This window comes from Sinorhizobium sp. 6-70, assembly GCF_030124375.1.
In the GTDB taxonomy this organism is placed as follows: Bacteria; Pseudomonadota; Alphaproteobacteria; order Rhizobiales; family Rhizobiaceae; genus Sinorhizobium.
The window spans coordinates 218,942-233,571 of sequence record NZ_JASKLS010000004.1 but is presented as its reverse complement, the minus strand read 5'-3'; the positions used below and the strand labels follow the sequence as shown (position 1 = coordinate 233,571).

Annotated in this window: 18 protein-coding genes; 10 read left to right on the top strand and 8 right to left on the bottom strand. The window is 60.5% G+C overall.

Annotation, left to right across the window (positions count from 1 at the left end; genetic code table 11):
• Positions 1-24 precede the first annotated feature (24 nt).
• Entirely contained in the window at positions 25-1,215 is a 1,191-nt protein-coding gene (locus tag QN222_RS10870; RefSeq protein WP_283965132.1) for a PQQ-dependent sugar dehydrogenase, read from the top strand.
• Positions 1,216-1,236: 21 nt separating this feature from the next.
• On the opposite strand, the gene QN222_RS10865 is transcribed toward QN222_RS10870, so the two are convergent.
• Positions 1,237-1,674, bottom strand: a complete 438-nt coding sequence (locus QN222_RS10865) for a hypothetical protein (protein ID WP_283965131.1) — start codon at positions 1,672-1,674, stop codon at positions 1,237-1,239.
• Positions 1,675-1,880: 206 nt separating this feature from the next.
• On the opposite strand from QN222_RS10865, the gene QN222_RS10860 reads away from it, so the two are divergent.
• The 3 genes from QN222_RS10860 (at position 1,881) to QN222_RS10850 (ending at position 4,356) form a co-directional block, all read left to right on the top strand.
• Entirely contained in the window at positions 1,881-2,780 is a 900-nt protein-coding gene (locus QN222_RS10860) for a DMT family transporter (RefSeq protein ID WP_283965130.1), read from the top strand.
• 780 nt (positions 2,781-3,560) lie between these two features.
• Positions 3,561-3,776, top strand: coding sequence for a cold-shock protein (locus QN222_RS10855; RefSeq protein WP_128442587.1), 216 nt, complete (start codon positions 3,561-3,563; stop codon positions 3,774-3,776).
• A 151-nt stretch (positions 3,777-3,927) separates the two neighbouring features.
• A complete protein-coding gene (locus QN222_RS10850; RefSeq protein WP_283965129.1) occupies positions 3,928-4,356 on the top strand; it encodes a BA14K family protein in 429 nt (142 codons plus the stop codon).
• Positions 4,357-4,482: 126 nt separating this feature from the next.
• On the opposite strand, the gene QN222_RS10845 is transcribed toward QN222_RS10850, so the two are convergent.
• Together QN222_RS10845 and QN222_RS10840 are read right to left on the bottom strand one after the other, a co-directional pair.
• The gene (locus tag QN222_RS10845) at positions 4,483-5,124 is read right to left on the bottom strand and encodes an MBL fold metallo-hydrolase (RefSeq protein ID WP_283965142.1); all 642 of its coding nucleotides are present in this window, start codon (positions 5,122-5,124) and stop codon (positions 4,483-4,485) included.
• 123 nt (positions 5,125-5,247) lie between these two features.
• Positions 5,248-5,409, bottom strand: a complete 162-nt coding sequence (locus QN222_RS10840) for a hypothetical protein (RefSeq protein WP_284005421.1) — start codon at positions 5,407-5,409, stop codon at positions 5,248-5,250.
• Positions 5,410-5,621: 212 nt separating this feature from the next.
• On the opposite strand from QN222_RS10840, the gene QN222_RS10835 reads away from it, so the two are divergent.
• Both QN222_RS10835 and QN222_RS10830 read left to right on the top strand, forming a co-directional pair.
• Complete coding sequence (locus QN222_RS10835; protein WP_283965702.1) at positions 5,622-6,251, top strand: DUF1236 domain-containing protein; 630 nt, start codon at positions 5,622-5,624, stop codon at positions 6,249-6,251.
• A 444-nt stretch (positions 6,252-6,695) separates the two neighbouring features.
• Positions 6,696-6,962: a hypothetical protein gene (locus tag QN222_RS10830; protein ID WP_283965703.1), complete on the top strand. Its 267-nt coding sequence runs from the start codon at positions 6,696-6,698 to the stop codon at positions 6,960-6,962.
• A 123-nt stretch (positions 6,963-7,085) separates the two neighbouring features.
• Here QN222_RS10830 and QN222_RS10825 read toward each other — a convergent pair whose 3' ends face one another.
• On the bottom strand, positions 7,086-7,976 hold the full coding sequence (locus tag QN222_RS10825) for a branched-chain amino acid aminotransferase (protein WP_283965701.1): 891 nt from the start codon (positions 7,974-7,976) through the stop codon (positions 7,086-7,088).
• A 270-nt stretch (positions 7,977-8,246) separates the two neighbouring features.
• Between QN222_RS10825 and QN222_RS10820 the strand changes: the two genes are divergently transcribed.
• The 4 genes from QN222_RS10820 (at position 8,247) to QN222_RS10805 (ending at position 11,955) form a co-directional block, all read left to right on the top strand.
• Positions 8,247-8,729, top strand: a complete 483-nt coding sequence (locus tag QN222_RS10820; RefSeq protein WP_283965700.1) for a MarR family transcriptional regulator — start codon at positions 8,247-8,249, stop codon at positions 8,727-8,729.
• A gap of 141 nt (positions 8,730-8,870) precedes the next feature.
• Positions 8,871-9,572 carry a response regulator gene (locus QN222_RS10815; protein ID WP_180938560.1) on the top strand — a complete coding sequence of 234 codons (702 nt, stop codon included), beginning with the start codon at positions 8,871-8,873 and terminating at the stop codon, positions 9,570-9,572.
• A 14-nt stretch (positions 9,573-9,586) separates the two neighbouring features.
• Complete coding sequence (locus tag QN222_RS10810; RefSeq protein WP_283965699.1) at positions 9,587-10,969, top strand: ATP-binding protein; 1,383 nt, start codon at positions 9,587-9,589, stop codon at positions 10,967-10,969.
• Between the two features lie 194 nt (positions 10,970-11,163).
• Positions 11,164-11,955 (top strand): hypothetical protein, encoded by a 792-nt coding sequence (locus QN222_RS10805; protein WP_283965698.1) that lies wholly within the window; start codon positions 11,164-11,166, stop codon positions 11,953-11,955.
• A 55-nt stretch (positions 11,956-12,010) separates the two neighbouring features.
• On the opposite strand, the gene QN222_RS10800 is transcribed toward QN222_RS10805, so the two are convergent.
• The 4 genes from QN222_RS10800 to proC form a co-directional block, all read right to left on the bottom strand.
• On the bottom strand, positions 12,011-12,694 hold the full coding sequence (locus QN222_RS10800; RefSeq protein ID WP_283965697.1) for a glycosyltransferase: 684 nt from the start codon (positions 12,692-12,694) through the stop codon (positions 12,011-12,013).
• A 179-nt stretch (positions 12,695-12,873) separates the two neighbouring features.
• Positions 12,874-13,437 (bottom strand): protein-tyrosine phosphatase family protein, encoded by a 564-nt coding sequence (locus tag QN222_RS10795; RefSeq protein ID WP_283965696.1) that lies wholly within the window; start codon positions 13,435-13,437, stop codon positions 12,874-12,876.
• A 5-nt stretch (positions 13,438-13,442) separates the two neighbouring features.
• On the bottom strand, positions 13,443-13,784 hold the full coding sequence (locus QN222_RS10790) for a tRNA-binding protein (RefSeq protein WP_283965695.1): 342 nt from the start codon (positions 13,782-13,784) through the stop codon (positions 13,443-13,445).
• Between the two features lie 26 nt (positions 13,785-13,810).
• Positions 13,811-14,629 carry a pyrroline-5-carboxylate reductase gene (gene proC, locus QN222_RS10785; protein WP_284005420.1) on the bottom strand — a complete coding sequence of 273 codons (819 nt, stop codon included), beginning with the start codon at positions 14,627-14,629 and terminating at the stop codon, positions 13,811-13,813.
• Position 14,630: the final 1 nt, after the last annotated feature.

Genomic DNA, 14,630 nt, shown 5'->3' with positions numbered 1-14,630 from the left:
CAAAGGCGCAATCCGGAGAACGCAATGCGGCGCTCGCTCTCGAGGGCAGGTTCGACGAACATCCCGACCCCATCGGCGCGGTCCGCGGCCCCTCTGCTTTCCGGTTTCCTATGCCTCCTCGCCCCGCAGGCAGCGCCCGCACAAGGGGCGCAGGAATTTTCAACCCAGACCGGCACGGTCCTTGTCGAAACGCTTGCGACCGGCCTCCGCCATCCCTGGGCCGTAGAGGCGATGCCGGACGGCGGCCTCATCGTCACAGAGCGCCCGGGACGCTTGCGCATCCTTCGCGACGGCGAACTGTCCGCCCCGATCGAAGGCGTGCCCGATGTGGCCGCACGCGGACAGGGCGGGTTGCTCGATGTCGCCCTGGATCCGCAATTCGCCACCAACCGCGTGCTTTACCTGACCTATTCCGCCAGTGACGGCGATGGCTATGGCACGGTGCTTGTTCGAGCCGCCCTCTCCGACGACCAACGACGATTGACCGATGTGAAGGAACTGTTCCGGATGAGCAAGTTCACCGGCCGGGGCCAGCATTTCGGCTCACGCATCGCCATAGACAAGGACGGCAGCCTGTTCTTCGGCATTGGTGATCGCGGTCAAGGTGAACGCGCGCAGGACCCGCGCGACCATGCCGGCGCCATTCTGCACATCAACCCCGACGGTAGCATTCCGGCGTCCAACCCTTATCGCGGCGGCATCGAAGGTCGCGCCGAGATCTGGTCGAAAGGACACCGCAATCCGCAAGGCATCACCTTCGACCAGGGCGACGGCAAGCTCTTGACCGTCGAACACGGTGCGCGCGGCGGCGATGAAGTGAACAACCCGCAGCCGGGCAAGAACTACGGCTGGCCGGTGATCACCTATGGGAAAGACTACTCCGGCGCGGAGATTGGCGAAGGCACGGCCAAGGAGGGCCTTGAACAGCCACTCTACTATTGGGATCCGTCGATCGCCCCGGGGGCGCTTGCGGTCTACCGCGGCAGCATGTTTCCGGAATGGGATGGCGACCTCCTGGTCGCGGCGCTGAAATACCAGCTGCTCGCTCGCCTGGAGAGAGACGAAAACGGCGCGATCACCTCCGAGGAACGGCTGTTCGACGGCGAGTTCGGCCGGATTCGGGATGTGGTCGTGGCGCCGGACGGCGCGCTGCTGATGGTGACCGACGAAGACAACGGCGCCGTTCTCCGGGTCTCCAAGGCTCCGACGCAATAACGGCGGTCAGAGCACTTCATTTCAACGCGTTTGAAGTGACGCCCGCACCTCCTTGCGAAACATGAACTTGAGCCCCGACCAGACCGGGTCGACGGCGCAAACCTTCACATCGACGAGATCGAGCGGCAAAAATATCTCGCGCAAGGCATTCTCTGTGAGGGTCGTCACAACACCCGAGGCCTGTTTCGGCCACGAGACCCAGAGCATTCCGTCCGGCTTCAGCCACGCCCCGAGCGCCTCGGCCTGGCCTGCGAGCGCGGTCCGGTCGGTTTCGAAGACATGGATATAATCATAGTGGCGCGAGGCGATCCGGCCGATCGACGTGTCGATGAGCGCGAAACCGGGAAAGCCGGCAATTTCAGAAAGCTCGACCGGGACGGCAAGCAGCAGGGCGGCCTGCCCGTCACGCAGGCCGAGCTTTTTTGTCAGTGGCGTTCCGGAATAGCCGGTGGCGCTCATCGGGTCACGTCGCGGCTGCGGAAATGGTCACAGGGCATCGCTTGCCTCTCGGCAGCGGGGATCGTTTCGTCGGTTTCCCCATTGAGGAGGCGGAGGATGAGGCTTGCCCGGCAAAAACGCAACTGATAGAGCGGCTTTGCAATCACCGGAGCGGCATGGCTTTGGATTGCCTCGATCCAAATCCGTCATGATCCGGGAGCACAGCCGTGACTCGCCTCCAGGCCAATCTATTCCTGCTGTTTTCCGGCGCAATCTGGGGCGCCGGTTTTGTCGCTCAATCGACGGCGATGGAGGCAATCGGCCCGCTCTGGTTCATTGGCCTGCGTTTTGCGATCGCGACGATCGTCGCGCTGCCCCTGGCCGTCGTCGAAGGAAGGCTCGCCAAGAAGCCGCTTCCGCAAAAATCGATCCGCAACTTCGTTGTCATCGGCCTGGCGCTCTTCGGCGGCGCGGTGACGCAGCAGTTCGGGCTTCTGACGACGAGCGTCACCAATTCCGGCTTTCTGACCGGGCTCTACGTCGTCTTCGTACCGATATTGACCGTCGTATTCCTGCGCCGCAAGCCGCATTGGGTCATCTGGCCGGGTGCCCTGCTTGCGAGCTTCGGCATCTTCCTCTTGAGCGGTGGCGCACTTTCGAGCCTGAACGGTGGAGACCTTCTGACGATCGTCTGTGCGCTCTTCTGGGCGAGCCAGATGCTGCTGGTCGGCATCTTCGCCTCCGATACCGGTCGTCCGATGCTCTTGTCGATGGTGCAATTCGCCGTCTGCGCGGTGCTTGGTTGCCTGCTCGCGGCCTTCAGCGAACCCTTGAGCCTCGGGGTGATCGAGGACGCCCTGCCCCAGATACTTTACGCCGGCATTTTTTCGAGCGGCGTCGCCTTCATCTGCCAGGTTGTCGGCCAGCGCTACACGACGGCGCCGCAGGCGGCGATCTTCCTGTCAAGCGAAGCCCTGTTCGCCGCTCTTTTCGGTGTGCTGCTGCTTGGTGAGGTCATCACACCGATCGGATACCTCGGCTGCGCGGTCATTTTTGTGGCGATGCTGGCGGTCGAACTCATTCCGGAACTGGCGAGAAGGCGCCAGGAGGCGGAAGCAGCCGCTTGATGGGACCACCTACAGCGCCGCGCGTCCAATCGGACGCGCAAAGGTCGCCGTAGCCTTTGAATTGCTGCTGATTTTCTCCTTGAATCGATTCCGATTTAAGGAATCATGCAGCAGGCAAGAGTTTTCTGTACTGCGCGCAAGCTGAACTTACGGTATTACTTATTACTGTCCAATAGCGTCCATTTTGCTTCGGAATGAGACAGCCGGGCGCCACCGCGCGCGAATTATCCAGTATTCCTTGTAGATTTTCTGCAAAGTTTGGCGGCAGCGTTTTGCCGCATGCGGAACATGAGACATATCAGGCGCTTGCGATTTTTCGAACGAAACCGCGCAAGGCCGCTGCATGATCGAGAGCGACAAAATATGGCGCAAACAGTCAAGTCTTCCCGTAACCGCGTTCAAAAAGCTGTGATTTCAACAGGTTGCGATGCGTTCAGAATATCCCGCGCCGGAACGGCAACTGATCGCTTTTTGAGCAATGAGAAGCGGCAATACCTCGTCAGAAAAGTTTTGCTTGCCAATTCAAAATAAACCCATCACTCTTACTGTGTTCGGGCAATCTGCGAACATGGGAAGATCTTGAATTATAAGCGGACCGGAGACGCAAGCCACTCCGGGCGGCCAGACTGGGGGGAGGCTTGTTTTCCCTTCTTAATGGCTGGTCGCGATAACAGGACCCTTTCCTCAAATTTCGAGAACTGCCTGCCCCCACGCCCATTTTGGGCAAAACTGCAATGCTGCCCGCGCCGTCAAGCGGGTGGAGAGAAAAGGACCTGACGCATGGCCGAAACTGGCACTGTAAAATTCTTCAACACCGACAAGGGTTTTGGTTTCATCAAGCCTGACAACGGTGGTGCAGACATCTTCGTACATATTTCTGCCGTGCAGGCTTCGGGCCTGAGCGGCCTTACGGAAAATCAGAAGGTAAGCTTCGACACCGAACCGGATCGCCGCGGCAAAGGCCCGAAGGCGGTCAACCTGCAGATCGCCGGCTGATACGGCCTCTGCTGACATATATAAGTTTAAGTTGCAGCCCGGCAGATTTGCCGGGTTTTTTCATTCAGGCTACGTTCAGTTTGGGCGCCCTAGTGTCGGTTCATGATGAAAACCGGAACTGATTCCGGCCCCATGCATAGGATTGAAGCCCATGAACAAATTCATCAAAGCCGCTGTTGTCTCGGTTGCCGCAGCCGCCGTGGTTCTCCCGACCTTCGGTACCGCCCAAGCAGGAGATCACGATGATGCATGGGCAGCGGGCGCCGTGGGCCTGGTCACAGGCACGCTCATCGGCGGCGCAATCGCCTCGCAGCCGCGCTACTACAGCGAGCCGGTCTACAGCGAGCGCGTCTATGTCGATCCGGAACCCGAATATTATGAGTCGCGCCCGGTCTATCAGCCGCGCCCGGTTTACCAGGCCCGCCCGGTCTATCGCCGGGTTGCCGTAGAGAGCTACGGCCTCGAACCCTGGACGCCGGCCTGGTACCGCTATTGCTCGCAGCGCTACCGTTCATTCGATCCGGACAGCGGCACCTTCGTCGGCTATGACGGCCGCAGCCATTTCTGCACGGCCGGCTGATCGAAGCGCGATACGCTCAACAGAAGGCACATGCCCTACCCGAGGCATGTGCCTTTTTTGATTCTCCCAGCGACATGCAGCAAGTTCAGATTCCCTTCAGTCGGTCGCAGGAATCACACTGCGATGTCAGAGACCCCTGAGATATGGATTGCTGCGGCGTTCCTCGCCGATCTGTCCGCCCGGACCGTGGCCGCAGATGAAACCGACATGGTCGCCAAGCGGCAGGATCTTGTCGCGAATCGAGGCAAGCAGTTGCTGGTGATTGCCGCCGGGCAAGTCGGTGCGCCCGATCGACCCGTGGAAGAGCACGTCGCCGACATGGGCGAAATTCTGCTTCCTGTTGAAATAGACCACATGGCCCGGCGCATGCCCCGGGCAATGCAGCACCTCGAAAACATGATCGCCGAAGGAGACGGTGTCGCCGTCTTCAAGCCACCGGTCGGGAAGGACGTTCTGCACCTTCATCGTCAAGCCGAAACGTTCCGCCTGGCTCTCCAGTCGCTCGAGCAAGGGCTGGTCGTCCTTGTGCGGACCGATGATCTCGAGCCCCAGCGCCTCCTTCAACTCCTTGGCGCCGCCGGCGTGATCGATATGGCCATGCGTGAGCCATATCGCTTTCGGGGTGATGCCATTCTCACGAATGGTCTGCAGGATGATGTCGACGTCGCCACCGGGGTCGACGACCACACCATCCTTGGTTTCACTGTCGAACAGGACCGTGCAGTTCTGCTCGAAATGCGTAACCGGGATAATGCCCGCCTGTAACATGGGACCGCGCCTCGCTTCTGGATCGTGTGGGTGCAAGGCAGGCGTAACCACCAAGCATCCAAGCCGATCTCAATCCGTTCCGCGGCCACCTATAGCGACATATGGGCGGGATGACAGCCCAATTCAGCGCAACGCCGCGATTTCTGGCGCGGGCGCAGGGGCAGGCGGAGACAATTGCACCGTGGTCAACAGCAGGGCCGATATCGCAAGTTTCGACGCCACGACGACAATCACCAGCGGACGAAGCCTCTGGGCCGTGATTCTGCGCTCATCGATGAGTTCCATTTCATCCCCCAGGATTGCAGCGGGCCGCCCCATCCGGGACGGGCAAATACCGAAATTTCACACAGTCATTCGACGGTCGGGCCGGTCGGCCGCATTGGTTCGATCGCCGAAGCGGCAGCAATATGTCTCATCCTCACACTTCGTGATGTCACGGGGGGAACATCCCGGCTCTACCAGGCGTTTCGCCCTCATCACGCAACAGGAGCAAGACGATGAAAACCCCTTCCCTCCACCTGTTTCGAGCGGTCGCGGCAGCGGGTTTGATGCTCGCCGCCGGCATCTCGACGGGCTATGCAGCAATGAGCGCAACCGCCGTTACGGATCTGAATATCCGCGCTGGCCCGGGGCCACAATATCCGACCATCGGCCTTGCAACGCGCGGCAGCGCTGCGGTTCTCGATGGATGCATCCAAGGAAGCAATTGGTGTCAGGTCAGCGTCAATGGTGTGCGCGGCTGGGCCTATGCCCGCTATCTGACAACCGATCTCGGCGGATCCGCGGTTGTCGTCGAGCAACGCCGCACGGAGCTCGCAATTCCGTCCGTGACCTATCAGGTACAGCCGGGTGACCCTGTCGTCGCCACGACTTCCGAACCGCTGGAACTGATCGGTCCGGTCGAACAGGTTGATGCCGTCACGCCGCCTGCGGCGGTGCGCACTTATATTACTGCAAATCCTGCCGACACGGTTTACCTCGAAGGCGAGCCCGTTATCGGCGCGGCATTGCCAAGTACAGTCGCCATCCGGCAGATTCCGGACTACGACTACGATTATGTCAGCATCAACGGACAGCCAGTGCTGGTAGAACCGGCGACGCGGCGCATCGTTTACGTCTATCGCTGACACAATCGACAGCCGGTCGAGGACGCGCGCGCAGCCTCCTCTTCCTGCATGCAGCAACGCAAGATGCTACAGCGACCTTTGCGCGCCTGGGAAGACGCGCAAAGGTCACTGGAGGAAGAACGATTCGCCGAATCACGCGCCAATATGCGCTTTCTACCGAGAAGAAAGATCGATCTCCGTTCGGAATTACTCAGACTTCTTCTTCTGGCAGCACCATTTACTATTCGCCAATTCCTTCCCTCAAAACCGCAAGCCGAACTAGATATCGATATAGATCAAAGCATTACAGTAATTTCCGAGCCCATGCTTGCAACCGGTCATCAGCGCCGCCTCTGCACAACCTCAACGTCGAAATTGACAGTTTTCGCTTTCGGTCTCAACCTGTCCGTGCCGGATCATCGGCGCATCGCGGCTCTTGGACGGGGGCCGCAGACGGAGGGTTCAATGGAAGCATTAATGCCTATCATTACCCAGTTAATCGCGGGGGCAGCTGGCGGCAACGCGGCCAGCGCCATGCTGAAGCAGCAGGCATTCGGGGTTGTCGCGCGCACGATCGTGGGAGCCATCGGCGGCCTCGGCGGTGGGTACCTGGTTCAGATGCTTGGCGGGGAAGCGGCAGCTACCGGCCTTGTCATGCAGGCAATTGGCGGCCTTGTCGGCGGCGGCGTGCTGAGCGGCATCGTCGGACAGTTCCTCGGCAAAACAGCGTGACGTCTCCCGAGCGATATCCGTAGCAAGACAAAAGGCGGCCGCAGGTCGCCTTTTCTGCTTTGAACGCTTTGCAGGGCGCCCCCGGTTCTTCGGAGGCGCAAGAATCCCTGTCCCAGGTCTAGCCTATTCTGCCGCGGCAGCGACCGGATTAACTTCCTTCGTATAGTCGTTCATCAGCGTTTCGGTGATCGTGGCCGGCGCGAAGCGATAGGGGCCGATCTCCGAGACCGGAGTGACCTCGGCGGCCGAACCGGTCAGGAAGCATTCCGAAAAACCAGAAAGCTCTTCCGGCATGATTACCCGTTCGACCACCTCGTAGCCCCGGCGCTTGGCAAGCTCGATGACGGTCCGGCGCGTGATGCCGTCCAGGAAGCAGTCCGGCACAGGCGTGTGGAGAACGCCGTCCTTTACGAAAAAGACGTTGGCGCCGGTCGCTTCGGCCACCTGGCCGCGCCAGTCGAGCATCAGGGCATCCGCATAACCCTTGGCTTCGGCCGCATGCTTGGAGATCGTGCAGATCATGTAGAGGCCGGCAGCCTTGGACTTCGAAGGCGCGGTCCGCGGATCGGGACGACGATACTCGGCGATGTCAAGGCGAATGCCCTTCAACTTCTCCGCAGGATTGAAATAGCTGCCCCATTGCCAGATAGCGATCGCGACGTTGATGCGGCTGTTCTGGGCGGAGACGCCCATCTGCTCGCTGCCGCGCCAGGCGATCGGGCGGACATAGGCTTCTGAGAAACCCTGGCGCTTCAGCAACTCCTTGCTGGCACTGTCGAGTTCATCGACCGAATAGGGAATCTTGAAGCCCAGAATGGCCGCAGACTGGTGAAGCCGCTGATTGTGTTCCGTAAGCTTGAAGATGCGCCCGCCATAAGCGCGCTCGCCTTCGAAGACCGCACTCGCATAGTGCAGCCCATGCGTCAGCACATGTATCTTGGCATCCTTCCAGGGCACGAACTCGCCGTTGAACCAGATTTCACCGTCCAACTGATCAAAGGGAATAGCTGCCATGGTATTATCCTCCGGCGCGTATGCACCATATCTACTGTTGATTATCTTGCTGTTTCCAGTTTATCGGCAAACAGACGGGGGGAAAATTCAATTTCACGATTTTGGATTTGCGAACGGAAACGCGCGGCCTATCCTCCAACGGCGACACCGAGCCCCGATGTCTCGCCCGACGAGCCGATCGCTATCAATGGCGTAAAAATATGTCAACAAAACTGACATATTTTGCGATATATTTCGCGAAGTGCAATTTGGTTGAAAGGAAATGATTGCGTGCCCGGCCGACCCAAGGACAACACCGAGTACCTGACCGAAGTTGCCGGTGAGGAGGAGGACACGATAGACTTCGAGATCATCGAACTGCTGTTTTTTGCCTATCGCGACTTCACCGGTGATCCGGACGCCATACTCGAAAAGAGCGGCTTCGGTCGCGCACACCACCGAGTCGTGCATTTCGTCAACCGCGAGCCCGGAATGACCGTTGCCGACCTCCTTGAAACGTTGAAGATCACCAAGCAGAGCCTGGCACGCGTTTTGAAGCAACTTATCGATTCCGGCTATATTCGTCAGGTAACCGGCCCCGAGGACCGGCGGCAGCGAATGCTTTACACGACACAGGAGGGCAAGGCGTTGGCCCGGGCGCTTGCGGAGCCACAGTCCCGCCGCATAGCCGAGGCATTGGCAAAAACGGGTCCCGGCGCGCGTGAAATCGTGAAGCGTTTTCTCGCCAACATGAAGAATGCCGCCGCGGACTGATGTTTATGGGGCCAGCGTCTCGAGCTTCATTCGGGCGAGGCAGGCGGACCCCTGGAATCGGGGAATTGGGCGGCCGCCGCGCGTCTGGTTGAATGCGTGATCCAGCCAGCCCGGCTTGCGGAAAATGAGGGTAGTCGAGCCATGACAGTTAAAGCGAAAGTCTCCGACGATGCGGCGCATCTTCTGATCGTCGACGACGACCGGCGGATTCGCGACCTGCTCAACCGCTACCTGGTCGAGCAGGGCTTCCGCGTGACGACGGCGGCCGACGCCGACGAGGCGCGGCGCAAGCTGATCGGCATCGATTTCGACCTCCTGATCGTCGATGTGATGATGCCCGGCGAGAGCGGCATTCAACTGACGCAGAGCCTGAGGCAGATCAAGACGGTGCCGATCATCATGCTGACGGCGCTGGCGGAATCGAATTCGCGCATCGAGGGCCTTGAGGCCGGTGCGGACGACTATCTGCCGAAGCCTTTCGAGCCGCGCGAACTCGTGCTCAGAATCAACAACATCCTGCGCCGCAACCAGCCGGCACAGGCGCCGAAGGTCGACCAGGTCATTTTCGGTCCCTATACCTTCTCCGTGGTGCGTAAAGAGCTCCGCCGTGGCGCCGATCATATCCGGCTGACCGACCGCGAGCAGGAGATCATGACCCTGTTCTCCCAGCGCGCCGGCGAGACCATCCCTCGGCATGAACTGATCGGAGACGACGCCGAGGTCGGTGAACGGACGATCGACGTGCAAATCAACCGGCTGAGGCGCAAGATCGAGGACGACCCGTCCAACCCCATCTGGCTTCAGACGGTACGCGGCATCGGCTACCGACTGAGTGTGGACTGAAATGCGGGAGAGTCATGGCAAGCTTTGACAGCATCAGGCGCGAAAGAACAGGCCCGGCCGACGGTGCCTGGAAACGCCTGACGCGGTGGTTGCGCCGCCGCCTGCCGATCGGCCTTTACGCGCGCTCGCTGCTGATCGTCATCATTCCAATGGTGCTGCTACAGTCGGTCGTCGCCTTCGTCTTCATGGAGCGACACTGGCAGCTCGTCACACAACGTCTCTCGGCGGCGGTAACCAGCGACATCGCCGCGATCGTCGATCTGATCACGACCTTTCCGCGCGATGGCGATATCGACCAGATCGTGCGCATTGCCCGTGAACAGCTCAATCTCAACATCGCCGTCGAGCCCGGCGGTGAGTTGCCGCCGCCACGTCCCAAGCCCTTCTTCGAAATCCTTGACCAGATCCTCAGCGAGGAGATTTCGAACCAGATCCGCCGCCCCTTCTGGATCGACACCGTCGGCAACTCGAAGCTCGTCGAGATCCGCATCAAGCTCAATGATGGCCGTATCCTCAGGGTCTATGCGCGGCGCAACCAGGCCTATGCATCAAACACCCATATCTTCCTGGTCTGGATGGTCGGCGCCTCGCTGGTGCTGTTGACGATCGCGGTCCTCTTCCTGCGCGGGCAGATCAGGCCGATCCTGGCGCTGGCGAGCGCCGCGGAAAGTTTCGGCAAGGGCCAGAAGATCGACGATTTCGCGCCGCGCGGCGCCGAGGAGATACGCCGCGCGGGTCTTGCCTTCATCCTCATGCGCGAGCGCATCGAGCGCCAGATCGAGCAGCGCACCGCGATGCTGACCGGCGTCAGCCACGACCTGCGCACGATTCTCACACGATTCAAGCTGCAGCTCGCGCTCGCCGGTAACAATCCGGACCTCGAAAGCCTCAACCAGGATGTCGAGGACATGCAGAACATGCTGGAAGGCTATCTGGCCTTTGCGCGGGGCGAGGCGGAAGAAGACGTCGGCGAGTTGAATCTCGACGACCTCATGGCCCGCCTTGCCGCAGAGTCCGACCTCTTTGGTAAGTCGCTGACCACCTCGATCGAAGGAGACACCAATGTTCGCGTCCGGCCAAACGCCTTCACCCGGCTCATCTCCAATCTGGCTTCGAACGCCTATCGCTATGCCAACACGGTGCGCATCGAGGCTCGCCACGGCACCAAATGGCTGACAATTACCGTCGATGACGACGGGCCTGGGATCCCGGAGCGATCGCGGGAAGACGTGTTCAAACCGTTCTTCCGCCTTGACGAGGCCCGCAACCTCGACAGCTCCGGCACGGGTCTCGGCCTTGCAGTAGCCCGTGACATCGCCCGAAGCCATGGCGGCAATGTCACGCTTGGAGACAGTCCACTCGGGGGCCTTCGCGCGACGGTACGCGTGCCGACGTGATGCCGATGGCGTTTGCGCGACTGACGCGCGGCGCGGCGAGTGCGGAGCTTCCGCATTCCTTGGCTCGTAGGAGAGTGGCCGTTGACAGCAAAGCAGGCAAGCGTGCCGCTCCGGTTGCCGCCGTTCGGGATTGGCGAACGAGCCGCCTTTGGCTATCAATGCTATAACTGTCCAACAGTCGGGAACCGCCGCCAATGCAAAGCAGGGTTTTCGAAGCGCTCCTCTCCAGATATGAAACCGTGGCCCTGATTGCCAACAGCGAGGGCGTCGACGTCGACGCGGTCGTGCGCGCCCTGCCGGAAAGAACGCTGTATGTCTTCTTTACCGGCTGCGCAAAGGTGCTGACGCGTCCCTTCGATGGGGATGCGGTGCTTTGCCACCGACTTATCGCCGACGGCACTCGCTTCCTGAAGTCGCGCAAGCATTTCGATAGGGCATATTCGCTCTTCTCGCAGCCACCGAAGGCCGAGATTGGCGTTCTTGCCGATCGCGGCGTGCCCGAAGGCGCGCCGCGCGTGACGACTGCGCGCACGAGCACCCTCGTGCCGTACACCCTGGACTTCGACCACGCTCTTGGGCCGCTCTATCCGGTCGACCGCATGCCCACAACTGGGTTTGCCGTTGCCCTGTGGCTGGTCGAGAAGGTCCCGGACGCAAATGTCTCTCTCTGCGGATTTACAGGCACCGCGGGCCTGCAGTTCAACATGTACAGCGAGCACGACTGGACCTTCGAACAGATCATGTTGCAACTTCTCGCCCAGAAGGGGCGCATCCAGCGCTTCGAAGACAGCCTTTGCGAACCAGCGGGCGCGCTGGCGCGCATCATTGGCCGCTTCCCCGAATTCGACGAGGCGACGATAGCGCTCGTGGCCGCCAACGTGCTGGCAAACCGCTTGACCGGCACGGAGCGTCAGGTCTCCAGGCTTTGGGCAAGGACGAAGCTCGAGCGAAACATCCGCGCGTTCTTCAAACGTTTCAGACATTGATACCCGCGGTGCGGGTTGCCAACATGCCGTCAGACTTGGCCGGCGTCATGCGGCATTACCGTTGCTCAACGAAAAGGACCCGATCGCGCGTGGCGAACCATTCCTCGGCATAATCATCGTTCTTGTATTCCACAAAATACGGACCTCCGTCGGTGAAGTGCACGAGGTCCGCCGCCGGATTGTAGTCATACTCGTTGACCAGCCAGTTCCAGGTCGGCGGCAGTGCGCCGATTAACTCCTCCGATTCCAGCCATTTGAACTGGTGCAGTTGCAGGCCGGTTGCCGTGTTGACGTAGTCTGGCGTAAGCGCCGTGCATTTGGCGTTATTGAAGAGGATGACGCTCGACCAATTTTTCTTTTCATATTTCGTCTGCGTCTGGCCGAGGAACTTTGTCGCGATTTTGGGCGTGTATTCGTGCTTCACGCACATCACGGCATAGCGCTCGTCGCGCAATTGCCACAGCCGCGCGATGTCGGTCCGCATCAGCATGTCGCAATCGGCGAAGAGACTCCATCCCTGATAGCCGCTGAGATAAGGAACGAGGAAGCGGGAAAACGAGAACTCCGTCGACTGCAACGGATTGCGCTCGCGGGTGAAAATCCCTCCCAGAGTGCTCAATGCGATCGGCAGAAACTCAACCGGAATCGAACTCTTCTCCAGAATGCTCTGGCAAAAGACGTGATAGGCGACGACCTCCCTGCTGTCGAAGCCGATAAAGACGCGCGTCGTGTTCGCCATTTCTCCTCCCATCGAAATTACCGCCGGCCGCATGCCAGTCATGCGGCGGCAACTAACCCGGGAAGGGTCGCGATAGGACAAGCGTTAGTCAAGGCTCCAACTGCAAGATGCGTAGTCGACCACCTCGCTAATCTTGGATCGGTTCAATCCAAATCATCGCGATCTAATCAAGAATCGCGCTACCGCGAATAGGTAGACCTAAAGCCGCGCCGGTGATTGAAGCGATGCCAGGCATCGATCCGCCGTGGATGGCGCGCGCGCATTGCGTCAAGCGGGGCAAGCAGCCTGCCTTCGCGGCCAAGGGAGGCATCGAGGATTTCGATGATCCGTCGGTTTGGCCACGGCTTGCGGGTGATCGTCAGCAGCGCTGCGAAGGCCTCCTCTTCCCTGCCCTTTCCCAACTGGTAGGCAATCAACCCGTAGGCGAAGGCCGTCGAGCGGCTGACACCGGCATGGCAATGGACCAGGATACGACTCGATCGATCGTCGGCGACCGGTCTCATGGCCTCGAAGACGTCGTGGACGAGATCCGGGAAATGCTGCGTCGCGCCGGCATTTTCCTGATCGCGCATGCGCACGACGTGGTGCGCGACTTCGGCGATGACCGGCACGTGCGCTTCCGGCAGTTCCGGATCGAGAAGCGAGAGCATATGGCTCGCTCGCCATTCCCGCGCGACCTCCGCCGCGCGCCAGAGACAGGAAACCTTGACGCGTTCACGTATCAGGTCACCGTTGGTCGTCATGACGCTCACATCAACTTCTTGCCGTTCGGAACCGGCTTGTCGGTCGCCGCCAGCACAATCGCGCCAGCCTCGTCTTCAAAGCCGAGGGTCAGCACTTCAGAACGCACGGGGCCGATCTGACGTGGCGGAAAATTGACCACGCCCAGCACCTGCCGTCCGACGAGATCCTCCGGCTTGTAGTGAACCGTAATTTGCGCCGACGACCGTTTTATGCCGATTTCAGGGCCAAAATCGATCTTCAGCTTGAGGGCAGGCTTGCGCGCCTCCGGGAAAGGCTCGGCCTCGATGATCGTGCCGACGCGAATGTCGACGCGTTCGAAATCGGCGAAGGAAATGGTTTCGGCCATGATCGTGCTCTTGAAATCGCGGTGACTTATCCGGCCAGTTCCTCGGCCCGCTTGCGCGCGGCCGCAATGGCCTTTTCGAAGAGCGGCTGCATTCCGTCGTCGGCCATCAGAATGGCGAGCGCCGCAGCCGTTGTTCCGCCGGGAGAGGTTACGTTCTGGCGCAGCTGCGCGGCTTCGTCGGGGGACTGATGCAGGAGTTCACCAGCCCCCGCGACGGTTTCCCGAGCGAGACGCATGGCGAGGTCCGCCTTGAGACCGGCCCTGCGCCCGGCCTCCGCCATGCACTCGACGAGATAGAAGACATAGGCCGGTCCACTGCCGGAAACGGCCGTCACTGCATCGATGTCGGCTTCGGTCTCGACCCATTCGACCGGACCGCTGACCCTCAGAAGGTCATGAACCAGGGCGCGCTGTGCCTCGGTTACGCGCGCATTCGCGTAGGCGCCGGTCACGCCACGGCCGATCATCGCCGGCGTGTTCGGCATGGCGCGCACGGTTGCGGCTTCACCGAGATGGCTTTCGATGGACCGGAGCGTCTTGCCGGCAGCGACGGAAACGATGACTGTCTCCGGGCCGACAATCCCTTTGAGCGGCGGCAAGACGGCATCCATGATCTGGGGTTTGATAGCAAGGAAGACCACGCCCGCCTTGACCCCTTCCGGCACGGACGTGGCATGGCTGACGCCATTGTCGGCAATAAACTTGGCCATGGCCGGCGGCGGACCCGGATCGATTACGAGGACGTCGCCGCCCTTGACGCCGCTCTTCAGCCAGCCGCCGAGCATCGCGCCGCCCATATTGCCGGCGCCGATGAGGACGATTGGACCGGACACGGCTACAGCCATC